Raw genomic sequence first — 23,404 nt, forward strand, 5'->3', positions numbered from 1 at the left:
GTGTGCAGGGATACAAGCGGCCTGCCAACCGTTGCAGTGGGGCATCCGCGCGCCGGGGGAGCCGCGGCGGGGCGGATGCGCGCCAGCCAAGGAGGTTCTCCAATGCGCATCCAATCATGGCCGATGCTTTCGGCCTTTGCTGTCTCGACTGCTTTGCTGCTCGCGTCTCCGGCCTTGGCCGAAACTGTGAAGTACAATGCGACGCTCGACGGTAGCCAGCAGAGCCCGCCCGTCACCACCAAAGGCAAGGGAACCGCCACATTCACCTTCGACACCGCCAAGAAGAAGCTCAGCTGGAACGTCAAATATTCCGGCCTCAGCGGACCTGCGACGGCTGCTCACATTCACGGGCCGGCCGCGTCGGGTGAAAACGCACCTCCGGTAATCCCATTCAAGAAGCTCAAAAGCCCGATCAAGGGATCGGCGACGCTGACCGACGCGCAGGCGGCCGACCTCGAGGCCGGCAAGTACTACGTCAACGTCCACACCAAGGCGAATCCGGACGGCGAGATCCGCGGCCAGATCGAGAAAGCCGGCGGATCGATGTAGCGGAGTTCCTCAGGCAGCAACGAGGGGGCGACCGCCTCGTTCTGCCTGATCAGGACTTGTCGCGTATCTGTGTCAGCGTGCGGGTCGGCGTAATGGCTTCGGGATCGAGCCTGATCTCGACGATCGCCGGTTTGCCGCTGGCGCGTGCACGTTCGAAGGCCGGAGCGAAGTCTTCGGTCCTTTCGACGGTCTCGCCATGGCCGCCATAGGCGCGGGCGAGGGCGGCGAAATCCGGGTTCTTGAGGTCGGTCGCCACGACGCGGCTCGGATATTCCCGCTCCTGATGCATGCGGATCGTGCCGTAAATGCCGTTGTTGACGACGACCACGATGATCGGCAGGTCGTATTGCACGGCGGTCGCGAACTCCTGCCCGTTCATCAGAAAGCAGCCGTCGCCGGCAAACGCGATGACCGCGCGATCCGGGTACAGGGCCTTGGCCGCGACCGCGGCCGGCGTGCCGTAGCCCATCGAGCCGGAAGTCGGCGCCGCCTGCGTGGCGAAGCGGCGGAAGCGGTGGAAGCGATGTACCCAGGTGGCGTAGTTGCCGGCGCCGTTGGTGAGGATGGCGTCTTCCGGCAGCGCCTTTTCCAGATAGGTCATGATCGGCCCCATCTGCACGGCGCCGGGGCCGGTCTGAGGCGGCGTCGACCATTCGAGATAGGCGGCATGCAGCTTTGCCGTCTCCGCCGCCCAACCGGGCGCGGCCGGACCTTTGCGTCTGGCGAAGGCTCGCACGAAGGCGGCGGGGGAGGCGTTGATCGCCAGGGTCGGCCGATAGACGCGGCCAAGCTCGCCGGCGTCGGCGTGGACATGCACCAGCATCTGGTCCGGGTAAGGGCTTTTCAACAGCGTGTAGTCCGAGGACGGCATCTCGCCCATGCGGCCGCCGATGAGCAGCACCAGGTCTGCCTGCTTGACCGCTGCCGCCAGCTTCGGATTGATGCCGATGCCGACATCGCCGGCATAGTTCGGATGCAAGTGGTCGAACAGCATCTGGCGGCGGAAGGAGCAGCCGACCGGCAGTGACCAGGCCTCTGCGATACGGGTGACGTCCTGAACCGCTTGAATATCCCAGCGCGTGCCGCCCAGGATGGCAATTGGCCGTTTGGCGGCATTGAGCAGGGCCTCAAGCCGGTCGATTTCGGCTTCACCAGGGCTTGTTTCGACCAGCGTATGAGCCAGCGCCGTTGGGGCCTCGACCTCGCTGGTCAGCATGTCCTCGGGCAGCGAGATGACAACTGGGCCAGGGCGGCCTGACGTCGCCACCGCGAAGGCGCGGGTGACGAATTCCGGGATGCGTGAGGCATCGTCGATCTCAACCACCCATTTGGCGATGTCGCCGAAGAAGCGCTTGTAGTCGACCTCCTGAAAAGCCTCGCGCTCCTTGGCGTGACTGGCGACCTGGCCGATGAACAGGATCAGCGGCACCGAATCCTGCATGGCGATATGAATGCCGGCCGAAGCGTTGGTGGCGCCGGGGCCGCGGGTGACAAAGCATATGCCGGGCTTTCCGGTCAGGCGCCCCTGGCAGTCGGCCATCATCGCCGCTCCGCCTTCCTGACGGCAGACGATGGTGCGGATCGGCGAGTCATGCAGCGCGTCGAGCACCGCCAGATAGGATTCGCCAGGAACGCAGAAGATGCGGTCGGTGCCGTTCGCTTCGAGCGTCTCGACGATCAATTGTCCGCCCGTTTTCATTTTGCTGCTCTCTCCAGTTCGGCAAGGATTTCCTCAGTGTGCTCGCCGAGACGCGGCGAGGGCCGCTCATAGACGAGCGGCGTGCCGGACATCACCATCGGCGCACGTACCGAAGGCAGCAAATTGCCATGACCGTCCTCCAGGTCGAGCCGCATGCCGCGCGCGATCGTCTGCGGATCGGCGAACATCTGGCCGATCGTGTTGATCGGGCTTGCCGGCACGCCGGCCGCCTCGAGCTTTGCCAGCAGCGGATCGCGATCCCACGTGCTCAGCGACTCGATGATCTGTTCGCGCAGCTTTGCGCGATTGGCGACGCGCGCCGGATTGGTGGCGAAATCCGGATTGGCTGGCAGATCGGTGAGGCCGACCGCTGCGCAGAACTTGGTGAATTGTCCGTCATTGCCGACCGCCAGGATGATATGGCCGTCCTTGACCGGCAGCACCTCGTAAGGCGCGATGTTCATATGCGCATTGCCCATCTGTGCGGGCGACTTGCCGGAGACCAGATAGTTGAGGTTCTGGTTGCCGAGCGCCGAGATCTGGCTGTCGAAGAGCGCCATGTCGATATGCTGGCCTTCACCGGTCCTTTCTGCGTGGCGGAGCGCCGCCTGGATGGCGATCACCGAATAAAGCCCAGTGAACAGGTCGGAGATGGCGACGCCTGCCTTTTGCGGCTCGCGGCCGGCCTCGCCGGTGATCGACATCATGCCGGCCATCGCCTGGATGATGAAATCGTAACCCGCGCGGGGTGCGTACGGCCCGTCCTGGCCAAAGCCGGTGATCGAGCAATAGACGAGGCGCGGGTTGATCCTCTTCAGGCTCTCATAGTCGAGCCCGTATTTCTTGAGACCGCCGAGCTTGAAGTTCTCGATCAGCACGTCGGCCGTGGCGACGAGGCGGCGGAGCGTGTCGGCGCCTTCGGGCTTGGAGAAATCGATGGCGATCGAGCGCTTGCCGCGATTGCAGGAATGATAATAGGCCGCCGAAAGGTTCTCGCCGTCATGGCTCATGACGAAGGGTGGGCCCCATTTGCGGGTGTCGTCGCCGCCGTCCGGGCTCTCGACCTTGATGACATCGGCGCCGAGATCGGCGAGCAGCTGCCCGGCCCAGGGGCCTGCCAGGATGCGGGCGAGTTCGATGACGCGGATGCCTTTCAGCGGGGGTTCAGCCATGGATCACCGTGAGTAATCGAAGCGCAGCGTCTACCAACAGAGGTCGCCCCTGTCACGACCCATGCAATGGGCCAATGGCTAGGGTTTCAGCGCATGATCCGCCCAGGCGGCGAAATCATTCATGATGATGTCGCGGTTGACCTCGTTCAGGCTTTCGTGGCGGGTGTCGGCGTAAACCTTTGAAACCAGATTCGAAAAGCCCATTCTGTCCATACGCCGGGCAAGGTGGTGAACCGCTTTGCCGTAGTCCGATGCCGGATCCTTCCCGCCGCCGATCAGATTGACGAAGAGGTCGCGGCGCACGCCGGCGAAGCTCGAATCCCTACCGGCGTAGAGCGCCAGGTTGACCACATCGCGCCACATGGAGATGGAGGCGTCCCAGCCGCAGAGCGGGTCGGCGATGTATTTGTCGACCTCGACCGGATCGCGCGACAGCCAGTCGAACAAGGTCCGGTGATTGGGCACGGCCTTGCCCCAGGCCTGGAAGGTCAGCTTGGGCAGCAGCCGAGATGGCACGTCGGAGCCCAGCCGCATCCTTTCCCAGCCCAGGATGGCCAGGGCCAGCTGGCCGAGCAGGCCTTGCGAGAAATTGCCGTTCCAGATCACGGCGGCATGGACACGACCGGAGTGGCGGAGGACGAAATTCAGCGCGATCGAGGCGCCGAGCGAATGTCCAAAAGCGATGACCGGCAATCCCGGATGTTCAACGGCGATCAGATCATGCACCGCGCCGACATCGGCAATCACCTTGGCGATGCCGTCGGTATCGGCGAACCGGCCGAGCGGCGCATCGGGCGCCTTTGTCGCGCCATGGCCGCGATGGTCATGGGCGTAGACATGGAAGCCGCGCGCGCCGAGGAAGTCGGCAAAGCGGGCGTAACGCGCCGCATGCTCGGCCAATCCGTGATTGATCTGGATGACGGCGCGCGGGGATACCTGCGCATGTCTCACATAGAGGTTGAGGTCGGCCCCGGCCGGTGAGGCCAGCCTGGTCTGCTTGTCGAATGGCATGTCTCGCTCCCTTGCCGACTGATGGGCGAGGGCTTCGGCTGCGTCAAGAGTGCGCGATCCTTTCGAGCCTGTGGAGTGCGCTTATCGCTCTCCTGGGGATTATTTTCGCGCGACGACGAAGATCGCAATTCTGACACGTCGCCTGTTCTAATGTGGAGAATCCGATACGGTTCGATGATCGCCGGGAGAGCGGGAATGCGGGTTTGGGCAGTATGGGGTTCGGTTGTTATGGCCCTGGTTGGCGCCGGCGCGGCTCAGGCCGATGTGAAGATGAGCGGCACCTTCGTGGCCGACAGCGCCTGTCCGGCCACGCAAGCCATCAGGAGCGGCAAGAACTCCGGCAACGCGTCTACCGAAGCGGGACAGACCTATCAGCTTCTGGCAGGCAACAAGGACGAGCCCACCCATTATCTCATCCAGGTTCCTGACGCCGATCCGGAGCGACGCTGGGTGAAGATCAACTGCGGCCATGTCACCGGCGGCAGGGCGTCCGCCACGCCGTCGCCGGCCGATCCGATGAAGCCGTCGCAACCTGGTTCCGGCAAGCCTGACTATGTGTTCGCGATGAGCTGGCAGCCCGCATTCTGTGAGACCAAGGCCAACAAACCCGAATGCAAGGCGCAGAATCCCAACGAATTCGACGCTTCGCACTTCACGCTGCATGGGCTGTGGCCGCAGCCGAACGGCAATTTCTATTGCCAGGTGTCGGCGGGCGACAAGGCCAACGACAATCCCGCGCATTGGGGGGATTTGCCGCCCGTCGAACTCGACGCCAACACGCGCGCCGAGCTCGACCAGATGATGCCGGGCACGGCGTCCAAGCTGGAGCGCCATGAATGGATCAAGCACGGCACCTGCTACGGCAAGAGCCAGCAGGAGTATTTTTCCGACGCGCTCAATCTGATGCGCGCGGTGAACGCCTCGCCGGTGCGCGATCTCTTTGTCAAAAACATCGGCAAGCAGCTGACATCGGAGCAGATCCGCAATGCCTTCGACCAGGCCTTCGGCAAGGGTGCCGGCGACCGCGTGCGCGTCTCCTGCCTTGTCGATCCGTCGAGCGGAAGGCGGTTGATTGGCGAGCTGACGCTCGGTCTCTCCGGTCCGATCGCCCCCGACAGCAAGCTCGCCAGCCTGCTGATCGCCTCGGCGCCGACGAGCAAGGCGGGCTGCCCGAAGGGCACGGTCGACGCGATAGGGTTCCAATAGGGCGCGTGCCAGGACCGGATCTGGCCGCCGAACCGAGCATGATCGCCGGCTGGTGAAGATCGCGGCGTGCCGAAAGCGATTGCCGTTCGGCGCTTCATCGCCTACATAGCGCGCAACTCCACCCAATTCGACAGTTCAGTTTCAGGGAAAGCGCGCGTGGCTCGCCAGTTCATCTATCACATGTCAGGCCTGTCGAAGGCCTACGGCACCAAGAAGGTGCTCGACAACATCCACCTGTCCTTCTATCCGGACGCCAAGATCGGCATCCTCGGCCCCAACGGTTCGGGCAAGTCGACCATCCTGCGCATCATGGCCGGGCTCGACAAGGAGTTTCAGGGCGAGGCTTGGCTGGCCGAAGGCGCGACCGTGGGCTACCTCGCGCAGGAGCCGCAGCTCGACAACAGCAAGACCGTGCGTGAAAACGTCATGGACGGCGTCGCCAGGAAGACCGCCATCATCGAGCGCTATAACGAGCTGATGATGAACTATTCCGACGAGACGGCGGACGAGTCGGCCAAGCTGCAGGACGAGATGGACCGGCTGAACCTGTGGGATCTCGAGCAGCAGGTCGAGATGGCGATGGACGCCCTGCAGTGCCCGCCGGCCGATTCAGAAGTGACCAACCTGTCGGGCGGCGAGCGGCGCCGCGTGGCGCTCTGCCGGCTGCTGCTCGAGCAGCCCGAGCTGTTGCTGCTCGACGAGCCGACCAACCATCTCGACGCCGAGACCACGCAGTGGCTGGAAAAGCACCTGCGCGACTATCCGGGCTCGGTGCTGATCATCACCCACGATCGCTACTTCCTCGACAACGTCACCGGCTGGATTCTCGAGCTCGACCGCGGCCGCGGCATTCCCTACGAGGGCAACTACACCAGATATCTCGACGCCAAGGCCAAGCGCCTGATCCAGGAAGGGCGCGAGGACGACGCCCGCCAGAAGGCGATCTGGCGCGAGCGCGAATGGATCCAATCCTCGCCGAAGGCGCGCCAGACCAAGTCCAAGGCGCGCATCAAGGCCTATGAGGAATTGGTCGAGCAGTCGCAGAACCGCAAGCCGACCGACACGCAGATCGTCATCCCGTCGAGCGAGCGCCTCGGCAATGTCGTCATCGAGGTCGAGGGCCTCAACAAGGGCTTTGCCGACGAGCTTTTGATCGAGGATTTGTCGTTCAAACTGCCGCCGGGTGGCATCGTCGGCGTCATCGGCCCGAACGGCGCCGGCAAGACGACCCTGTTCAAGATGATCACCGGTCAGGAAACACCGGATGCCGGCTCGATCCGCAAGGGCGAGACTGTGAAGCTCGGCTATGTCGACCAGAGCCGCGACGCGCTCGACCCGAACAAGACGGTTTGGGAAGAGATCTCGGGCGGCGCCGAGGTCATCAAGCTCGGCAAGCACGAGGTCAACAGCCGCGCTTACTGCTCGTCCTTCAACTTCCGCGGCGGCGACCAGCAGCAGAAGGTCGGCAATCTTTCCGGCGGCCAGCGCAACCGCGTGCATCTGGCCAAGATGCTGAAGGGCGGCGGCAATGTGCTGCTGCTCGACGAACCGACCAACGATCTCGACACCGAAACGCTGGGCGCGCTGGAAGATGCGCTCGAAGCCTATGCCGGTTGCGCGGTGATCATCAGCCACGACCGCATGTTCCTCGACCGCATGGCGACCCACATGCTCGCCTTCGAGGGCGACGCGCATGTCGAATGGTTCGAAGGCAACTTCGAGGAATATGAGAAGGACAAGCTGCGCCGCCTGGGCGCGGAAGCGGCAACCCCGCACCGCATGACGCACAAGCGGCTGACGCGGTAGCAAAGTCCATGGGCGGCGAACAAATATGAGGTTCTGAAATGGCTGACTGGTCCGCCGCCCAATATCTGAAGTTCGAGGATGAGCGCACGCGGCCCGCGCGGGACCTGGCAGCACAAGTCCCGGTCGACTTCCCGCGCCGCGTCGTCGATATTGGCTGCGGTCCGGGCAACTCGACGGAGCTGCTGGTCGAGCGATGGCCAGATGCGGAGGTCAGCGGTTTCGACACCTCACCCGACATGATCGCGAAGGCGAAGGCGCGGCTGCCCAACGTGAATTTCGCGCTAGCCGATGCTTCCGCCTGGCAGCCGGCACAGCCCGTCGACGTGATCTTCGCAAACGCGGTCTTTCAATGGCTGCCGGAGCATCCGGCGGTGTTCCAGCGACTGATCGGGCTGCTCGCACCGGGCGGCGCCTTGGCCATCCAGATGCCCGATAATCTTGGCGAACCCTCGCATCGGTTGATGCGCGACACCGCCGCCGAGATGCCGTTCTCGGCCAAGCTCAGGAGCGCCGCCCGCGCGCCGCTGCCCGCGGTTTCCTTCTACTACGATCTTCTGTCGCCGCTCGCCGATCGCGTGGATATCTGGCACACGATCTACAATCATCCGTTGGCCGATGCCGAAGCGATCGTCGAATGGGTCAAGGCGACGGGCCTGAAGCCGTTCCTCGATCCGCTCGGCGCGGACGAGAGAAAGACATTCCTCGAAAGCTACACCGCAAAGATCGCAAAGGCCTATCCGAATACGGCGAACGGCAAGGTGCTGCTGCGCTTCCCGCGCATCTTCATCATTGCCAAGCGGGCCTGACCGTTTCCGGTCAACTCATCGCGATAGCCGGAACTGCGATTTAGGCTGGCATAAACCGGCCAAATGCGACAAGGGTAGCGCGCTCCGGCACAAAGGCCGTGCCTCGGACGGATTGGACATGCATCGCGTCATCATCAGCGGCATCGGCGCCGAAATCCCCGAGCCTGTCATCACCAATGAAGAGCTGGTCGAAAGCTTCAATAGCTGGGTCGACACCGAGAATGCGCGCCGCGCCGTCACTGGCGAGACGCTGCTGCAGAAGTCGGACAGCGACTTCATCGTCCATGCCTCGGGCGTGCAGACCCGCCATGTGATCGAACGCGAAGGCATCCTCGATCCGACCCGCATGGCGCCGCGCATTCCGGCCCGGCCGGACGACGCGCTGTCGCTGCAGGCGGAGTTCGGCATCGCTTCGGCCAAAAAGGCCATCGCCCATGCCGGCGTGGAAGGCTCGGATATCGATCTGGTGATCTGCTCGGCCTCGCATCATCAGCGGCCTTATCCGGCGATCGCCATCGAGATGCAGCAAGCGCTGGGCAGCAAGGGCGCCGGCTTCGACATGGGGCTCGGCTGCTCTTCCGCCGCGGCGGCGCTGCACATCGCGGTCAACCTTGTCAGGGCAGGGGCGCACAAGCGCATCCTGGTGTCGACGCCCGAAATCATCACCGGCCATCTGAACTTCCGCGACCGGCAGACGCATTTCATCTTCGGCGACGCGTCAGTCGCGATGGTCATCGAAGGGCTCGACCAGGGCGAGAAGCGGCCGGGACGCTTCGAGGTGCTCGACACGCGCACTTGGACGCAAATGTCGAACAACATCCGCACCAATCTCGGCTACCACACCCGCACTGCCCAGGACGATCCCTACCAGATCAAACTCGAGGGCAATCTGATCAAGCAGGTCGGCAACAAGGTGTTCAAGGAAGTCACGGTCGCGGGCCACAAATTCATCGTCGAGTTCCTGGCCGAGCATGGTCTGACGCCGCAAGGCATCCGCCGCTTCTGGCTGCATCAGGCCAATGCGCGCATGAATGCGATGATCCTGAAACTCGCCTTCGGCCACGATGTCGACCACGACCGCGCGCCGATGGTGCTGGAACGCCTCGGCAACACGGCGGGCGCCGGCGCCATCGTGGCACTGTCCGAAAATCATGCGGACATGAAGGCCGGCGATTTCGGCCTGCTCTGCGCCTTCGGCGCCGGCTATTCGATCGGCGGCGCGCTGCTGAGGATGTTGTAAACCGGCTCAGGCGGGGACGAACGGCACCAGCATCGGCACGCGTCTGGCATAGTCGTCATAGGCGGGGCCGAGCTCGCCGCGCAGGAAGCTCTCTTCCAGCCTGGCCTTGACGACGATGCCGACGAGCAGCAGGGCAGTGCCGGCAACACCCCAGACAGTGCCCTTGGCTGCCATGGTAGCGAGGATCGACACCAGCAGGCCGGTGTAGATCGGGTGGCGGACCAGCCGATAGGGACCGGTGTCGACCACGCGGTGATCGGCTTTGGCGGTGACGGTGCCCGACCACAGCCGACCGAGATGCAAGCGCGCCCACCAGGCGAAAGCGATGCCGATCGCGATCAGGGCGACGCAGATCCAGGCCTCGGCAAGCGTCGGCGTCCACAGCCGCAATCGGCCGACATAGCCGTGCGCCGGCGCGAACAGCAGAAAGGTGCCGGCCAGCCAGAGAACCCGGTAACGGGCCTCAGCCTTGAAGTCCGCGCGCTTTTGCGCTGGATCGGCCCACGCGGCGGCCAGCACCCAAGACACCACCCAGGCCAACCAGAGCGCGGCGATCGCATGTTGAACCTGCATGATCTGAACCCTCCCAAGTTCGCGCCGCCATTTACGCCGCCGGAGCGGCGGCAATGCGGCGGAACGTGAAAGCGTGCGGCATCTTCAGGTAAGAAAGTCGTGATCGCCATCAAGCGCTGTGATCGGATCATCAGCGCTTTCGACTGGACCGAGTAGCCGAGCGTCTCTAGACCAACGCTATGCAGGAAACGAACCTAGAGCTTTTTCCGTCGGCGGAGCCGACGGCCGACATCGTCGCCGGCCGCAAGCTGATAGCATTAGCAGCGGCACTCTATGCCGCGCCGTCCGATCATTTCGAGACAAGGCCCGTGGACGAATTGCGCCTTGGCTTCGACGGGATCGAGGGTGACTTCCATGCCGGCGCGACGCGGCGCTCCGGCGGGCGCGAGCCCTGGTACCCGCGCGGCACCGAAATGCGCAACGAGCGGCAATTGTCGCTCGTCGCCGCGGATGAGCTCGCCATCGTCGCCCACCGCATGGGCCTCGAGGAGATCAAGGCGGAATGGATCGGCGCCAACCTGAGGATCGAAGGCCTGCCGCATCTTTCGATGCTGCCGGCGGGGTCGCTGTTGTTCTTCAAGGGCGGCGTGACGATCAAGATCGACGGCCAGAACAAGCCCTGCCGGGTCGCCGGGCAATCGATCGCCGAACATGTCAACGCGGCGGATCGCGACGCGACTGCCTTGCTGTTTCCGAAGACGGCGAAGAGGCTGCGCGGTCTGGTCGCCTGGGTCGAAAAACCCGGCATCATCAGGACCGGCGAAGAGATTTCGGTGCGGGTGCCGGAGCAGTGGATCTATCGCGCGTGATCGGGCTTCGGCTTTGGATATCGCCGGTTCAAGTCTCGCTCTGAGTGAACTGTTGCAGTGGCTTTGGTCGTCATCCGTAGCGCACTGCGCTCGACCAGGCCGGATCCTCGTGCTTTTGCCAGTAGAGGCGCATCAGACGCTCAGTGATCGCCCCGACCTTGCCATCGGCAACCGGAGCACCGTCGATCATCGTGACGGGCATGATGCCGCCGGCCGTCGAGGTGATGAAGACTTCGTCGGCTGACTTGAGCGCGGCCACGCTGACATCCGCGGCAACCGCGGACAGTCGCGCCTCGGCGCACAGGTCAAACACGGTGCGGCGCGTTATGCCGGGCAGCACGCCGACGGCGGGCGTGGTCAATTTGCCTGCCCTGACACAGAACACGTTGAAGCCTGGACCTTCGGCGAGGTTGCCGTTGAAGTCGAGGACCAGCGCGGTGTCGGCGCCGCGGTCATAAGCGTCGTAGAGCCCGCGCACCAGGTCCAGCCAATGGTAGTTCTTGATCGAGGGATCGATCGAGGCAGGTGGGATACGGACCTTGTCGCTGATCGCGACGTGGAGGCCGCTTCGCAATTGTTCGGCATCGGCGACCGAGCCGAAGGGGACGGCGAAAGCCATGAACCGGTTGATCGCCTGACGCGGATCGCGGCTGAAGGTCGGCGAGGCGCCGCGCGTGCACAGCATCTCGACATAGGCGGCGCGATGGCCGGACAGCGCGACGCAATTGTGCAGGATTTCGGCAACGCCGTCGCGGTCGAACGGGATGGTCATGCGAAGCTTTTCCAGCCCGCCGAAGAAACGGTCGAGATGCAGATCGAGACGGAAAAAGCGGCCGTCCCAGACATGGACCGTGTCGTAAGTGGCGTCGGAATGCAGAAAGCCCCAGTCCAGCACCGACACCTTTGCCTGCGACATCGGCAGATATTGTCCATCGAGGTAAGCGACGCCGTTGGGATAGGCATGCGGATCGAGATGACGCTCTGACAGAACGGGTAGTGGCGCGGCAGGCGCGGGGGCGGCTTGGCTCATTTCGCTCCTTCTTCGTCGTTGTGGAAAGGCAGGCTAGCGTCCCGCTTCGAATGAAGTAAGAGCCAGGCCAACGGCGCTGTCTAGCCTAGCCTGTGCTTTACTCGTCCTCGTCATCCTCTTCCAGCAGCCGCGTCGCGCGCCAGCGGGTCAGCACCTCATTGGTCTCGTCGATGACAAAGAAGCGTGCCGAGTCGCGGTCATAGCCTTCGGCCAGCAGTTTGTCATAGTCGGTATGGGTGTGGCGGACATGCGCGATGGTTGCCAGCCACACCGCGATCGTCGGCGGCAAGCTCTTCATATGCACGGCTCCGGCATCGGCGCGGATTTTTTCCATGTCGGAATAGGGGGCGAGCGGCAAGAGCGCGGTGAGCGCCTTGGCAATCGCGCGGCGGCGGCCGGTCGGCGCGCTCATTTCTCCTCGCTTCCGGCAATGGCCGCCTCAGGGAAGGCATCGGTCGACGCATAGTAGGGCTTGATGTCGACGACCGGCGTGCCGTCGAGCACGTCGATGGCGTCGATCTCGATCCGGCCTTCCTCGATATCGAGCGCGACGAGCTTCGCGATGTGCAGGCCGACAGGGTTCGGCCGGGCAGGGGAGCGCAGCGAGAAAACGCCTTTCGGTTCAGCCGCATGGCGCGGTTTCTGCACAATCAGATTCCGTGGCGCATGACCGAGCCAGGACAGGATGACGATGTGGCTGGCGCGATCGAGGTTCTGCAGCCCCCGGCGGTAGGGCTTGTCGATCAGGATGGCCGCAGTCCGGCCGGTCTCGCGGGCGGCGCGCATGTTCTTGGGACAATCCTCGCGGCTCGTCCAAGGCGAAGCGATCCGGCCGATGAAGACGACATGGCCGTCCGGCGGCAGATCGGCCGGGTCGTTTTCCAAGAGCGTCTCGTCCTCGCGTCTCTCGAACATCGTTCAATCAATCCGCGGACGCATGGCCTGCAATGCGCGGACCATGGCTGCGCCATTTTCTTGTCCGGGAGCGACATAGCGCTTGCCAGGCTTTCAAATTCGACATAAACATATCTTTATATCTTTCAGCGAGAGCCTTTCATGCATGTCACGCTCGACACGATGGTAGATACATTGAAGGCGGCTGCCGAATCCAGCCGCCTGCGCATTCTGGTGCTGCTGTCGCGCGGGGATCTCACGGTCTCCGACCTTACCGAAATCCTTGGCCAGTCGCAGCCGCGCGTCTCACGGCATCTGAAGTTGCTGCTCGATGCCGGGCTGATCGGCCGCTACCAGGAAGGGTCCTGGGCCTTTTTCAGGCTGTCGGACACAGACAGCTCGCGCGATTTCGTTCAGCGGCTGGTCTCGGGCGTGCGCGAGGCCGATCCGCAGGTGGTGCGCGACCTGGAGCGGCTGGCCGCTGTCAAGCGCAAGCGGCAGGACCGGGCCGCGGAGTATTTTTCGGAGAACGCCGCCAGTTGGGATCGCATCCGCTCGCTGCATGTGCCGGATCGCGCGGTGGAAGCGGCATTGCTCAAGCTTGTCGGCAAACGGCCGTTCCAGTCGATGCTCGACCTCGGAACCGGAACGGGCAGGCTGCTGGAGATCTTCGCGCCGCTCTACCGGCGCGGCGTCGGCATCGACATGTCGCGCGAGATGCTGACCGTGGCGCGCGCCAATCTCGACAAGGCCGGCGTCGCCAATGCGCAGGTGCGCCAGGGCGACATCTTTTCGCCGCCCGTCGAGCGCAACGCCTTCGATCTCGTCACCATCCACCAGGTTCTGCACTATCTCGACGATCCGGCCCGCGCCATCGGCGAGGCGGCGAGGCTGTTGCGTCCGTCCGGCAGGCTGGTGATCGTCGATTTCGCGCCTCACAATCTGGAGTTCCTGCGCGACCAGCACGCGCATATGCGGCTCGGCTTTTCCGACCGGCAGATCGCCGACTGGTTCGAGGAGGCAGGACTTGACCTCGAAGAGAGCCAGGAGTTCGAGCCGCGCGGCCAGGCCGAGGCGAGACTCACCGTCAAGCTCTGGTTGGGTCGCGATCGCCGCCTGCTGATCGCCGATCCGTCCAACGACACACTTCCAGCAAGGGAAACAGCCTGATGAACCAGTTCCGCTTTTCCCGCCGCCCCGATATTGGCGACAAGGTCCGGGTTTCGTTCGAGTTCTTCCCGCCCAAAACGGATGAGATGGAAGCAAGGCTCTGGGACACCGTCACAAGGCTCGAGCCGCTCAAGCCGCGCTTCGTCTCGGTGACCTACGGTGCCGGCGGCTCGACCCGAGAGCGCACGGCGCGCACCGTGAAGCGCATTCTCAACGAGACGACGCTGACGCCGGCGGCGCATATGACCTGCGTCGACGCGGCGCGGCATCAGGTCGACGCCGTCATCCGGGAATTCGCCGACTTTGGCGTCACCCGTTTCGTCGCCTTGCGCGGCGATCCGGCCGCAGGCGTGGGGACCGCCTATCGTCCGCATCCCGATGGTTATGCAAACGGCGCCGAACTGGTCGGGGCGCTGAAGAGCGTCGGCGATTTCGACATCTCGGTCTCGGCCTATCCGGAAAAGCATCCGGAAAGCCCGGACTTCGCCACCGACATCGACATGCTGAAGCGCAAGGTCGACAATGGCGCGACGCGGGCGATCACCCAGTTCTTCTTCGACAACGACCTCTACGAGCGCTATGTCGAGCGCGCGCGCCGCGCCGGCATCTACATCCCGATCGTGCCGGGCATCCTGCCGGTGCACAACTTCACCCAGGTCGCCAATTTTTCCTCCCGCTGCGGCGCGCTGGTGCCGGCCTGGCTGGCCGAGCGCTTCGAAGGGCTGGAGAACGATCCGCAAACGCATGCACTGGTGGCCTCAGCGGTCGCGGCAGAGCAGGTCCATGATCTGGTCGAGCGCGGCGTCGGCGATTTCCATTTCTACACGATGAACCGTGCCGATCTGGTCTTCGCCGTCTGCCACATGATCGGCATCCGCTCGCATGAGGCGGAGGCGGCCGGCTCGGCCGCGGCCTGATGAAGTGTGCAGCGGTTTTGCGAAACGACATGCATCCCAAACAATGATTGAAACGGAAAAGGCCGGGCGGAACCCGGCCTTTTCGAATCGGTTGGACTCATCCTCGGTGCTGGTCTTCCCGGCTTCGGCGGGTCAGGGAAGAACGCCCATGATAAGGGCGCCGATGAATGCAAACGCAGCACAAATCATCAATGCGTTGATTGGCCTCGTCAGTCCCATGCCATAGCCTCCTCTTAAGAGCTATGGCCGGAATCTAGAGTCATTTGGGTCACAGGCAAGCGGAAAATGTGCTGCATTGCGACGCGATTGTGGAATTTGCGACCTCGAATTTGCCGTTAGCCATTGAAACTCTTCGGCAAAAATCGATCCAAGGGTTTGTGAATAAATTATGGCGAAGCCGTGGCATGGCACCGCTACCATCGGCCGAACAGGCGCCCGTCAATGGTGATCAGACCGACTCCGATCAGCGCCATGCCGCCCATTTCGAAGAGCTGCAGCCGCTCGCCCAGAAACAGGAATCCGAGCAGCACGGCACTCACCGGTACGATCAAAGTGACCAGCGAGGCGTTGGTGGCGCCGGCCGAGGCAACGAGGTTGAAATAGAGGATGTAGGCAAAGGCTGTGGAGAGCAGGGCCAGCCCGAGCACCGCGGCCCAGACCGGCGGCGAGACCGAAAACAGCCCGGCCGGGCCGTAGGCAATCAGCACGACGGGGATCATGATGATGGTCGATGCGGTCAGTTGCCCGGTGGCGATGACCGGCGCAGGCACCCCCTTGAAGCGGCGCGCGATCATCAGGGCAATCGCGTAGGACACCGAGGCGCCGATCAGCGCGAGCTTGGCCCAGACCGGCTCGCCGAGACCGACAGCCAAACCAGGACCGATCATCACAGCTGTTCCTGCAACGCCGAGCGAGATACCGGCCAGCTTGTTCCAGGACAGTTTTTCGTCCGCGGTGAGCGCATTGGCGAGGAGCAGCGTCCAAAATGGCGTCGTGGCATTGAGCACAGAGGCAATACCGGCGCCGAGCTCGGTCTGGCCGGCGAAGATCAGCGAAAACGGAATGACATTGTTGGCCAACGCCAGCAGGAAGAACAGGCCGGCGTGGGGAAAGGCGAGACGGAAGGACGGGCCGCGGATCGCCAGATAGAGCTGAAGCGCGGCCGTCGCGATGGCGACGCGAAACAGCACCAGCGCCAAAGGATGGATCTCCGCCACGGCAATGCGGGCAAAGAAGAAGGAGCCGCCCCAGATCGCGCCGAGCAGCAGGAGCTGCGCCCAATCCCTGAGCGTCATCGGTCCGCGTGTCGGCGCGGCGCCAGCCGCCATCGTCATGTCGTCACCCCTCCCATGCCGATCGCTCCCTCAATCCGCCGAACCACCTCCAACCGATATACGGTTCGGTGGCAAGGGCCACCCGAAACCTGTGTTTAGCGTGGCGCAAAAGGGTGCGGACGCTCGCAGGCGAAGGCGAGACACAGAACTGTTTTCTTTGGCGGCTAGCTAGGATTAATTGTGCGCGCCGAGATCAAGGATTCGTCCATGCAGCGATTCGAAAATGCCCGCGAGGCGGCACTGGCGCTTCGTCCGGACGATCCGGTCTATTGCTTCCGCCCGCAGGTGCTTAAGGCCGATGCTTTGCAGTTCATGGGCATGTTCCCGGGCAAGACCGCCTATGCGGTCAAGACCAATGGCGAACAGATCGTGCTGAAGACGCTGGTCGAGGCCGGCGTGAGCGCCTTCGACGTCGCCTCGCCCGGCGAGTTCGCCGCTGTGCGGGCGGTCTCGCCCGAGGCCGAAATGCTCTACATGCATCCGATCAAGGCGCAGTCGGACATCAAGCTGGCGTTGGAGAAATACGGCATCCGCGTGATTTCGCTCGATCATGAGGACGAGATCACCAAGCTGACGCGCGTGGTGCGTGCGCTCGACATCGATCCCGGCGCTCTCACCGTCTTCGTGCGCATCCAGACCAAGGGCCACGCAGCCTATGAGCTGTCGAAGAAATTCGGCGCCGGTCCCGCCAATGCGGTGGAGCTTGCCGAGCGGCTCAACCGTACCGGCTACAAGGTCGGGCTTTGCTTCCATGTCGGCGGCCAGATCGAGGACCCCGACACCTACGAGCGCGCGCTGGCCTCTGCCGACTGGGTGCGCAACCGGCTGACCTTCGACATTGCCGGGCTTGACGTGGGCGGCGGCTTTCCGGCCGAGTACGGCCACGATCCCAACCGCAAGCACATCGAGATGCCGTCGCTCGGCCAGCTCATGTCGCGGCTGGCCGGCGACCTCAAGGAATACCAGTTCGACGAGATGCCGCTGGTCGCCGAACCCGGCCGCGTGATCGTGGCGCGCTGCCTGTCGCTGATCGTGCGCGTGCTCTTGCGCAAGGGCAAAAGGCTCTACATCAATGACGGCATCTGGGCGTCGCTCTCGGATTCATGGACCGGCAAGATCACGCTGCCGGCGCGCTTCATTCCCGATCCGGCGATCCGCACGCGCAATGGCAGCGACAAGACGGTCGTGCCGTTCAAGGTCTGCGGCGCAACGTGCGATTCCGTCGACATATTGTCGAGGCCGTTCTGGCTGCCGGAAACGGTCGACACCGGCGACTGGATCGAGATCGGCCATATCGGCGCCTACTCGCTGTCGCTGAGGACGCGATTCAACGGGTTCTATCCCGACACGTTCGTGGAGGTGACGACGCCGTTCGACGAGGGCGACGCGCCGCAAGGTTTCGCGAGCTTGGAAACGATGGCGGATTGAGCTCCCCCTTCTCCCCTTGTGGGAGAAGGACAGGGCGCTACAATTTCGCCAGCAACTCCGGCGTCGGCCAACCGTCCACGGCCATGCCCAGGCGCATCTGCTCCTTGCGGATCGCTTCGCGGGTGTTGGTGCCAAGAATGCCGTCGACCGTGCCGACATCGTAGCCCTTGGCCTCAAGCTTGGTCTGCAGGGCCTTCATCTGGTCACCGTTGAGGCCGGGCTCGGGCGTGCGCGGGTCGAATTGCGGCGCCCCGGCCAGACGGGTCGCCAGCACCGCAGCGGTGAGCGCGTAAGTGAAGGACTGGTTCCATTCCAGATAAACGTCGAAATTATCGTAGGTCAGGAAGGCTGGACCCTTGCGACCCATGGGCAAGGCGAGCCCGGCCTTCAGGCCGTTGTCGACGAGCGGCGTGCCGTCCGGATTGGTCACGCCCCATTGGGCCCATTGCGACAGCGGCAGCTTGTTGGTGCGGCCGGTCTGGTCCCAAGGCATGTCGTCGGGAACACGCACCTCCTCGACCCAGGGCTGGTCGCGCTTCCAGCCGCGCGACAGGATTTTGTCGGCCGTGGTCATGATCACGTCCGCCACGCTGTTCCGGAGATCGACCTTGCCATCGCCGTCGCCGTCGACGCCGCGGGCGAGATAGTCGGTCGGTAGAATCTGCGTCTGGCCGATCTCGCCGGCCCAGGCGCCCTTGACATCGGCCGGCAGCACGCCGCGGTCGATCAAGGTCAGCAACGGCACCAACTGCGGCCGGAATAACTGAGGGCGGCGGCAGTCATGCGCGAGGGTGACCAGCGCGTCCAGCGTGTGGAAATCGCCCTGCACGGCGCCGAAATCCGTCTCCAGTCCCCAGAATGCTGTGATGACGGCCGGCTGCACGCCGAATTCCTTGTCGGCGCGCGCGAAGACGTCGGCATATTTCTTGAGGTTGGCCGCGCCCTGCTTCAGGCGATAGGCCGAGATCATGCGGTTCGAGAATTGGGTGAAGGTCTGGGCGAACACCCCTTGAGCGCGGTCGCGCGCCAGCACCTTTTCATCGATCGCGGCATTTTCCAGCGCCTCCAGGCCAACGGCGCCGACGCCGGCTGCCTTGGCTTCCGCGGCCACGCCCTGTTTCCACGCTTCGAAATCGCCGCCGCATTCCTGCGCCGCCGCAGGCCAAGCGAAAGCGCCGACCAGCAGCGCCGCCAGGATTTCAACGCGCAATCGCATCGCTTCCCTTACGAGACCGGGGCATGATCACGGCCGGGTCCGGACGCATCATGCGTAGATTTCAAAATTCAGGAGCGCCGTGCGGCACCCCGGTGGGGTGCGCCGCTCCGCATCGCCATCGGTTGCAACTATCACCGCCCGCCATGTCGAAAGCAGGCAAGGGGGCCGATGTCAACGGGTGTTCTGCCGCAGCCACTTGTTCCAGGCGGCTTCCGAGCCGTTGAAAACATTGATGTCGGACTTGCCGGTCATGCCGGGCACGATGCCGGTTCCGGTGTACTGCCAAAAGGTGAAAGGATGGCTGCCATACTTCTGGCGCGGATGGCCGGCGACCGAGCGCAGCCAGTAAGGATAGCCGCGGAACGTCGCCAGGTTATTGTCATCGAAGAAGTCGAGCGACGTATAGATGATCGGCTTCTTGCCATAATGGCGCTCGACGATCTCGAGAAAGGTGGTCATCTCGCTGCGCACCGTCGCGGGATCAGGGCGCAGTCGGCAGGTCGGGGACTTCGGGTTCCATTCCATGTCGAGCACCGGCGGCATCGCCGACGGATCTTTCGGAACATTGGCGATGAACCAGCGCGCCTGGGTGGCGGCCGGGGTGCAGAAATAGAAGAAATGATAGGCCGCGCGCGGGATCCCGACGGCCTTGGTGCGTGCCCAGTGCTCGTTGAAATAATCGTCGAAGCGATCGCCGCCCTCGGTCGCCTTGATGAAGGCGAAGGAGATGCCGCTGGCCTTGGCCGTCGGCCAGTCGACAGAGGTCTGGTATTTTGAGACGTCGGTGCCGTGGACCGCATAATTCCACGGCGCGCCGCTGTCCCATTCATGCGGCTTGGAATCTTCGAAACGGGGCGCGCGCAGGGCGATCGTCTGCGATGACGGCGCCAGCGGCGATAGATCGTCCACGGTCGAGCAGGCGCTCAACAGCGTAAGCATCAGGATGGCCGCAAGACGGCGCATAGTATCCCCCGAGCCGGGATCAGCCGGCCGCTGATGGGTTCTTCACTGATGGTGGTCGCTTCCGCGCGCCCCTCCGGACGATCGCCCCACAGGACCGCCCAGTCTCTCCGTTCATCGCCGAACATGGTTGATAATCCATTGACGGCGCTCGACATCGACCATGATTTTGGAGAAGCAATGGCGGCAAATCGATGACATAAAGCGAACCGGAAAATCCAAGGGCGGAAAGATGCGGGCTGTTGTGAAGTTCATCAAATGGCTGCTCGGCCTCATTGTGCTGGCGGTGGTCGCGCTCTTCGCCTGGCTCTATCTTGCGCCGCCCGAACTGATCCGTGTCGGCTCGGGCTATGCGGCCAAGATCGTCTGCTCCAACGTGTTCATCGCCGGCCGCGACCCGAATGAAGTGCTGGCCGTCGACGTGCAGGCGCCGGGCCATCCGCTGCTCAAGCTGATGAAGGTATCCGTCGACAAGGAAAGGGGCCTCGTTTCGGCGGGCCTGCTTTGGATGCTTGGCAAGAGCGTCGCCGTAGAGCGCGACGGGGTCGGCTGCGCGTCGGTTCCGGATGGCGACACCGGCAGGGCGCGGCAGACCTCCGTCCATATCGAGCCTTTGGCGGTGGCCTTGCAGGATGCGCTCTGGCCGGAGGGCGAAAGGGTGGACGCCCTGCAAAACCCCGCCGTCACGAAGATCGTCGACGATGCCGCGATGGTCGGGACTGGCATGCGCGCGGTCGCGGTGGTGAAGAACGGCCGCATCGTCGCGGAGCGCTATGGCGAGGGTTTTTCGGCCAAGACGCCGCTGCTCGGCTGGTCGATGACCAAGACCGTGAATGCCGCGATCGTCGGCACGCTGGTCAAGGACGGCAAGATGGCTCTCGACAAGAAGGGCCTGTTCTCGCCGTGGAAGGCCGACGGTCGGGCGGCGATCAGCCTTGCCGACATGATGGCGATGTCGAGCGGGCTGGAGTTCAACGAGGACTATGGCGACGTCGCCGACGTGACGCGCATGCTCTATCTCGAGCCGGACATGGCGGGCTTTGCCGAGGCCAAGCCGCTCGGCGGCGAGGTGGGCAAGGCATTTTCCTATTCGAGCGGCACGGCCGTCATGCTGTCGCGGCTGTGGCAGGAGGCAATCGGCGACAAGGCGAAGGCGCTGAGCTGGCCGCGCACGGCGCTGTTTGAGCCGCTCGGTATGCGCAGCGCGGTGCTCGAAACCGACGAGCGAGGCACTTTCGTCGGCTCGTCGTATCTCTACGCCACGGCGCACGACTGGGCCCGCTTCGGCCAGTTTTTGCTGCAGGGCGGTGTCTGGAACGGCGCGCAGATCCTGCCCGCCGGATTCGTCGATTGGATGCGGCAGCCGGCGCCGGCCTCGAAGGTCTACGGCAACGGCCAGGTGTGGATCGAGGGTCCGGGCGATGAGGAGAATCCGGGCGCGGGCGCTGCCGCCGGCCTGCCCAAGGACACCTACTGGATGGAAGGCCATGACGGCCAGACGGTGGCCATCATTCCGTCGGAGCAATTGGTGGTGGTGCGGCTCGGGCTGACACCTGCCAAGCTCGGCTATCGGCCGCAGGCGATGGTGGCCGCGCTGGTGAAAGCTTTACACCAGTAAGGCTCTCTACATTCGAACTCCGATGACGCCGAGCCAGGCATAGCCGCGATAAAGCGTTCTGAAACGGAAGGTTGCGCCGGTCCGTTCCGACTCCGAGTCAAGGACGTCGCGCAGCGAGGCGCGCGGCGTGACATGGAATTTCCGCAGCCACCCGCGCAGCAAGGCCCGGAACCAGTTTGGCAGATCTTCCTGCTGGCCGAAATCGACGACATGCAGCGAGCCGCCGGGCGCGAGCGCGGCAAGCGCGGCCGACACGGTCTTCTCCCAGCCGGGGATCATTGACAACGAATAGGATATGAAGACACGGTCGAAATGCCGTGCGCCGAAGAGCGCCGCGGGATCGAAATCCGTGGCGTCGCCGCGCGCCAGTTTGACCTTGTCGGAGAGACCTTCGCGAGCGATGGCCGCGTTTGCCGTGTCCAGCATCTCGGCCGAGATATCCAAACCGAAGAAGCGGGCGTCCGGATAGCTCCGGGCGGCAAGTACGATGTTGCGGCCGGTACCGCAGCCGAGCTCGAGCACGGTACCGCCTTGCGGCACGTCGAGCCCCGCTATCAGCCGGTCGCGGCCGAGCAGGTAGTATTTGCGGGTGATGTCGTAGATATGGCGCTGCCAGCGATAGACGCCATCCATCAGTTCGGCATGGCGGACCGGCAGCTCCGTCGTGCTCATGCGGCGCGCTTCACATAGAGATGGAAGCCGCCATAGATCGCCGAGCGGTCCCTGGCCGAGAATTCGCGCGAGGCCTCGGCTTCGTAGCGCCACTGGCCGAGCAGGGAACCCGAGACGCGGCCCGGCAGCAGGCTGGGCTCGGCCGCGGTGCGGAAGATCACGCGCGCGCCAACCGAGGCCGTGCGGGTGATCTCGGTCCACAGATCGTTGAGCAGGTCGTCGGTCATCCAGTCCTGGGCATCGAGCAGGACGAAGCGATCGACCGAGCCCGCATCCTTGCCGGCGAGGAATTTGATCAAGTTGGCATGATGGATGGAGACGCGTTCGGTGTTGGCGCGGATCGTCTTGTAGTTGCGCTGTTCCAGATAGGCGGGCAGGGCTGCCTCGCCGGGCTGCGGATAGCGGCGGGCAAAGGCCTGCCAGGCGAAATAGTTGTTCTTCAGCGGGAAATCGCAGGCGAGCTTCTCCAGCCGCGCCTTCAAGACGCTCGCCATCGAACCGTCGCCGGACGTGATCAGCGAGTCGTACTGTGCCGGCGGGATACCCAGACCGAAAAGCGAGGCCTTGCGCGATGTCGCCCAGCGCAGCAGCTTCTTGTCGAAGACCGGCGCCAGCTCCTGGTTAAAGAAACGGCGCTGCTCGCCGATGTTCTCGGCCTTCATGATGCCGGCCGGATCGACACCGAACAGTTTTGCCACACGATGGCCCATGGCGATGAAGAGGCCAAGCAGGCCGGTCTGGTAGAAGTTGCGGTCGAAAACCGCGATGCGGCGGCGGCCGCGCCAGTTCCTGCGCTCCCAGTAGTGACGGCTGACCGGGTCGAGATGCGGCGCGATGAAGCGGTCGTAAGCTTCCGAGTTGTGGCTGGTGTCGGCTGCGCCGAAGAAACGGAACAGATCGCCCTGCGAGGGCAGATGGCGCACCGCCTCCAGCTTCATGCGGTTCAACGCGATGTGCGCGGCGTTGAGGTCGACGGCGTCGATCCGGGCCGGCGAACGGGTGAGGTAAGCCAGAATGTTGCAGCCGCCCGATGCGATTGTGACGACGCGATGGCCGGCGCCAAGCTGCATGGCGTCCATGTCGACCTCCGGGTCTTCCCAGATCTGGGGATAGACGAGGCCGGAAAACAGGAAGGCGAAAAGCCGCTCGGAAATGCCGTCCTTCGACAGGGCCCGGTTCTGGTAGACGGCTTTTCCAACCTCCTTGCCGCGTCGAAAAACGAGTTCTCCCGATACATCCGACATGGCAAGCTGATTCCCGTTTGCATTGGCGCAAGCGGGTAGCGCAGCGTTGT

22 protein-coding genes are annotated in these 23,404 nt (G+C 63.8%); 10 read left to right on the forward strand and 12 right to left on the reverse strand.

Going from position 1 to position 23,404, the window contains the following annotated elements:
• Nucleotides 1–102: 102 nt before the first annotated feature.
• The gene (locus EOA32_RS00555; RefSeq protein ID WP_066990644.1) at nt 103–549 is read left to right on the forward strand and encodes a CHRD domain-containing protein; all 447 of its coding nucleotides are present in this window, start codon (nt 103–105) and stop codon (nt 547–549) included.
• A gap of 49 nt (nt 550–598) precedes the next feature.
• Here the strand turns inward: EOA32_RS00555 and EOA32_RS00560 are convergent, their stop codons facing one another.
• From EOA32_RS00560 to EOA32_RS00570, 3 genes are all read right to left on the reverse strand, one after another.
• Complete coding sequence (locus EOA32_RS00560; protein WP_128370512.1) at nt 599–2,248, reverse strand: thiamine pyrophosphate-binding protein; 1,650 nt, start codon at nt 2,246–2,248, stop codon at nt 599–601.
• Nucleotides 2,245–3,420 (reverse strand): CaiB/BaiF CoA-transferase family protein, encoded by a 1,176-nt coding sequence (locus EOA32_RS00565; RefSeq protein WP_128370513.1) that lies wholly within the window; start codon nt 3,418–3,420, stop codon nt 2,245–2,247. Before EOA32_RS00565 ends, EOA32_RS00560 begins: the two co-directional genes overlap by 4 nt.
• A gap of 78 nt (nt 3,421–3,498) precedes the next feature.
• Entirely contained in the window at nt 3,499–4,431 is a 933-nt protein-coding gene (locus EOA32_RS00570) for an alpha/beta hydrolase (RefSeq protein ID WP_128370514.1), read from the reverse strand.
• Nucleotides 4,432–4,626: 195 nt separating this feature from the next.
• On the opposite strand from EOA32_RS00570, the gene EOA32_RS00575 reads away from it, so the two are divergent.
• The 4 genes from EOA32_RS00575 to EOA32_RS00590 all read left to right on the forward strand — a co-directional run bounded on the left by EOA32_RS00575 (nt 4,627) and on the right by EOA32_RS00590 (nt 9,489).
• The gene (locus EOA32_RS00575; protein WP_128370515.1) at nt 4,627–5,637 is read left to right on the forward strand and encodes a ribonuclease; all 1,011 of its coding nucleotides are present in this window, start codon (nt 4,627–4,629) and stop codon (nt 5,635–5,637) included.
• A 156-nt stretch (nt 5,638–5,793) separates the two neighbouring features.
• Entirely contained in the window at nt 5,794–7,443 is a 1,650-nt protein-coding gene (gene ettA, locus EOA32_RS00580; RefSeq protein ID WP_128370516.1) for an energy-dependent translational throttle protein EttA, read from the forward strand.
• Nucleotides 7,444–7,481: 38 nt separating this feature from the next.
• Nucleotides 7,482–8,249: a trans-aconitate 2-methyltransferase gene (gene tam / locus EOA32_RS00585; protein WP_128370517.1), complete on the forward strand. Its 768-nt coding sequence runs from the start codon at nt 7,482–7,484 to the stop codon at nt 8,247–8,249.
• A 118-nt stretch (nt 8,250–8,367) separates the two neighbouring features.
• Nucleotides 8,368–9,489, forward strand: coding sequence for a beta-ketoacyl-ACP synthase III (locus EOA32_RS00590; RefSeq protein WP_128370518.1), 1,122 nt, complete (start codon nt 8,368–8,370; stop codon nt 9,487–9,489).
• Between the two features lie 6 nt (nt 9,490–9,495).
• Here EOA32_RS00590 and EOA32_RS00595 read toward each other — a convergent pair whose 3' ends face one another.
• Entirely contained in the window at nt 9,496–10,062 is a 567-nt protein-coding gene (locus EOA32_RS00595; protein ID WP_095828946.1) for an isoprenylcysteine carboxylmethyltransferase family protein, read from the reverse strand.
• A 179-nt stretch (nt 10,063–10,241) separates the two neighbouring features.
• On the opposite strand from EOA32_RS00595, the gene EOA32_RS00600 reads away from it, so the two are divergent.
• On the forward strand, nt 10,242–10,871 hold the full coding sequence (locus tag EOA32_RS00600; protein ID WP_128370519.1) for an MOSC domain-containing protein: 630 nt from the start codon (nt 10,242–10,244) through the stop codon (nt 10,869–10,871).
• Between the two features lie 70 nt (nt 10,872–10,941).
• On the opposite strand, the gene EOA32_RS00605 is transcribed toward EOA32_RS00600, so the two are convergent.
• The 3 genes from EOA32_RS00605 to tsaA all read right to left on the reverse strand — a co-directional run bounded on the left by EOA32_RS00605 (nt 10,942) and on the right by tsaA (nt 12,816).
• The gene (locus EOA32_RS00605; RefSeq protein WP_128370520.1) at nt 10,942–11,901 is read right to left on the reverse strand and encodes an aminotransferase class IV; all 960 of its coding nucleotides are present in this window, start codon (nt 11,899–11,901) and stop codon (nt 10,942–10,944) included.
• A gap of 97 nt (nt 11,902–11,998) precedes the next feature.
• Entirely contained in the window at nt 11,999–12,313 is a 315-nt protein-coding gene (locus EOA32_RS00610; RefSeq protein WP_066990672.1) for a DUF2293 domain-containing protein, read from the reverse strand.
• Nucleotides 12,310–12,816 (reverse strand): tRNA (N6-threonylcarbamoyladenosine(37)-N6)-methyltransferase TrmO, encoded by a 507-nt coding sequence (tsaA, locus tag EOA32_RS00615; RefSeq protein WP_128370521.1) that lies wholly within the window; start codon nt 12,814–12,816, stop codon nt 12,310–12,312. The genes EOA32_RS00610 and tsaA overlap by 4 nt, the downstream gene beginning before the upstream one ends.
• A 141-nt stretch (nt 12,817–12,957) precedes the next feature.
• On the opposite strand from tsaA, the gene EOA32_RS00620 reads away from it, so the two are divergent.
• The gene (locus EOA32_RS00620; RefSeq protein ID WP_067328997.1) at nt 12,958–13,965 is read left to right on the forward strand and encodes a metalloregulator ArsR/SmtB family transcription factor; all 1,008 of its coding nucleotides are present in this window, start codon (nt 12,958–12,960) and stop codon (nt 13,963–13,965) included.
• Entirely contained in the window at nt 13,965–14,882 is a 918-nt protein-coding gene (metF, locus tag EOA32_RS00625) for a methylenetetrahydrofolate reductase [NAD(P)H] (protein ID WP_128370522.1), read from the forward strand. Before EOA32_RS00620 ends, metF begins: the two co-directional genes overlap by 1 nt.
• A gap of 413 nt (nt 14,883–15,295) precedes the next feature.
• Here metF and EOA32_RS00630 read toward each other — a convergent pair whose 3' ends face one another.
• Nucleotides 15,296–16,216, reverse strand: coding sequence for a DMT family transporter (locus EOA32_RS00630; protein ID WP_095783831.1), 921 nt, complete (start codon nt 16,214–16,216; stop codon nt 15,296–15,298).
• A gap of 207 nt (nt 16,217–16,423) precedes the next feature.
• Between EOA32_RS00630 and EOA32_RS00635 the strand changes: the two genes are divergently transcribed.
• Nucleotides 16,424–17,644, forward strand: coding sequence for an alanine racemase (locus EOA32_RS00635; protein ID WP_128370523.1), 1,221 nt, complete (start codon nt 16,424–16,426; stop codon nt 17,642–17,644).
• Nucleotides 17,645–17,681: 37 nt separating this feature from the next.
• On the opposite strand, the gene EOA32_RS00640 is transcribed toward EOA32_RS00635, so the two are convergent.
• Complete coding sequence (locus EOA32_RS00640) at nt 17,682–18,860, reverse strand: lytic murein transglycosylase (protein ID WP_128370524.1); 1,179 nt, start codon at nt 18,858–18,860, stop codon at nt 17,682–17,684.
• 171 nt (nt 18,861–19,031) lie between these two features.
• Nucleotides 19,032–19,823: a GH25 family lysozyme gene (locus EOA32_RS00645; RefSeq protein WP_095832068.1), complete on the reverse strand. Its 792-nt coding sequence runs from the start codon at nt 19,821–19,823 to the stop codon at nt 19,032–19,034.
• A 229-nt stretch (nt 19,824–20,052) separates the two neighbouring features.
• Between EOA32_RS00645 and EOA32_RS00650 the strand changes: the two genes are divergently transcribed.
• Complete coding sequence (locus tag EOA32_RS00650) at nt 20,053–21,438, forward strand: serine hydrolase (protein WP_128370525.1); 1,386 nt, start codon at nt 20,053–20,055, stop codon at nt 21,436–21,438.
• 6 nt (nt 21,439–21,444) lie between these two features.
• Here EOA32_RS00650 and EOA32_RS00655 read toward each other — a convergent pair whose 3' ends face one another.
• Both EOA32_RS00655 and EOA32_RS00660 read right to left on the reverse strand, forming a co-directional pair.
• Nucleotides 21,445–22,110 (reverse strand): class I SAM-dependent methyltransferase, encoded by a 666-nt coding sequence (locus EOA32_RS00655; protein ID WP_095828951.1) that lies wholly within the window; start codon nt 22,108–22,110, stop codon nt 21,445–21,447.
• On the reverse strand, nt 22,107–23,354 hold the full coding sequence (locus EOA32_RS00660) for a DUF3419 family protein (protein WP_128370526.1): 1,248 nt from the start codon (nt 23,352–23,354) through the stop codon (nt 22,107–22,109). The genes EOA32_RS00655 and EOA32_RS00660 overlap by 4 nt, the downstream gene beginning before the upstream one ends.
• Between the last annotated feature and the right edge of the window lie 50 nt (nt 23,355–23,404).

The sequence above is a fragment of the Mesorhizobium sp. M1A.F.Ca.ET.072.01.1.1 genome, assembly GCF_004023325.1.
Classification (GTDB): Bacteria; Pseudomonadota; Alphaproteobacteria; order Rhizobiales; family Rhizobiaceae; genus Mesorhizobium.

What these genes read in the sequence shown, in the direction of transcription:
- EOA32_RS00660 (WP_128370526.1), bottom strand. Translation starts at nt 23,354, where the DNA reads ATGTCGGATGTATCGGGAGAACTCGTTTTTCGACGCGGCAAGGAGGTT.
- EOA32_RS00635 (WP_128370523.1), top strand. Translation starts at nt 16,424, where the DNA reads ATGCAGCGATTCGAAAATGCCCGCGAGGCGGCACTGGCGCTTCGTCCG.
- EOA32_RS00560 (WP_128370512.1), bottom strand. Translation starts at nt 2,248, where the DNA reads ATGAAAACGGGCGGACAATTGATCGTCGAGACGCTCGAAGCGAACGGC.
- EOA32_RS00565 (WP_128370513.1), bottom strand. Translation starts at nt 3,420, where the DNA reads ATGGCTGAACCCCCGCTGAAAGGCATCCGCGTCATCGAACTCGCCCGC.
- metF (WP_128370522.1), top strand. Translation starts at nt 13,965, where the DNA reads ATGAACCAGTTCCGCTTTTCCCGCCGCCCCGATATTGGCGACAAGGTC.
- EOA32_RS00570 (WP_128370514.1), bottom strand. Translation starts at nt 4,431, where the DNA reads ATGCCATTCGACAAGCAGACCAGGCTGGCCTCACCGGCCGGGGCCGAC.
- tam (WP_128370517.1), top strand. Translation starts at nt 7,482, where the DNA reads ATGGCTGACTGGTCCGCCGCCCAATATCTGAAGTTCGAGGATGAGCGC.
- tsaA (WP_128370521.1), bottom strand. Translation starts at nt 12,816, where the DNA reads ATGTTCGAGAGACGCGAGGACGAGACGCTCTTGGAAAACGACCCGGCC.
- EOA32_RS00620 (WP_067328997.1), top strand. Translation starts at nt 12,958, where the DNA reads ATGCATGTCACGCTCGACACGATGGTAGATACATTGAAGGCGGCTGCC.
- EOA32_RS00590 (WP_128370518.1), top strand. Translation starts at nt 8,368, where the DNA reads ATGCATCGCGTCATCATCAGCGGCATCGGCGCCGAAATCCCCGAGCCT.
- EOA32_RS00650 (WP_128370525.1), top strand. Translation starts at nt 20,053, where the DNA reads ATGCGGGCTGTTGTGAAGTTCATCAAATGGCTGCTCGGCCTCATTGTG.
- EOA32_RS00630 (WP_095783831.1), bottom strand. Translation starts at nt 16,216, where the DNA reads ATGACGATGGCGGCTGGCGCCGCGCCGACACGCGGACCGATGACGCTC.
- EOA32_RS00610 (WP_066990672.1), bottom strand. Translation starts at nt 12,313, where the DNA reads ATGAGCGCGCCGACCGGCCGCCGCCGCGCGATTGCCAAGGCGCTCACC.
- EOA32_RS00575 (WP_128370515.1), top strand. Translation starts at nt 4,627, where the DNA reads ATGCGGGTTTGGGCAGTATGGGGTTCGGTTGTTATGGCCCTGGTTGGC.
- EOA32_RS00645 (WP_095832068.1), bottom strand. Translation starts at nt 19,823, where the DNA reads ATGCGCCGTCTTGCGGCCATCCTGATGCTTACGCTGTTGAGCGCCTGC.
- EOA32_RS00555 (WP_066990644.1), top strand. Translation starts at nt 103, where the DNA reads ATGCGCATCCAATCATGGCCGATGCTTTCGGCCTTTGCTGTCTCGACT.
- EOA32_RS00640 (WP_128370524.1), bottom strand. Translation starts at nt 18,860, where the DNA reads ATGCGATTGCGCGTTGAAATCCTGGCGGCGCTGCTGGTCGGCGCTTTC.
- EOA32_RS00605 (WP_128370520.1), bottom strand. Translation starts at nt 11,901, where the DNA reads ATGAGCCAAGCCGCCCCCGCGCCTGCCGCGCCACTACCCGTTCTGTCA.
- EOA32_RS00600 (WP_128370519.1), top strand. Translation starts at nt 10,242, where the DNA reads ATGCAGGAAACGAACCTAGAGCTTTTTCCGTCGGCGGAGCCGACGGCC.
- EOA32_RS00595 (WP_095828946.1), bottom strand. Translation starts at nt 10,062, where the DNA reads ATGCAGGTTCAACATGCGATCGCCGCGCTCTGGTTGGCCTGGGTGGTG.
- EOA32_RS00655 (WP_095828951.1), bottom strand. Translation starts at nt 22,110, where the DNA reads ATGAGCACGACGGAGCTGCCGGTCCGCCATGCCGAACTGATGGATGGC.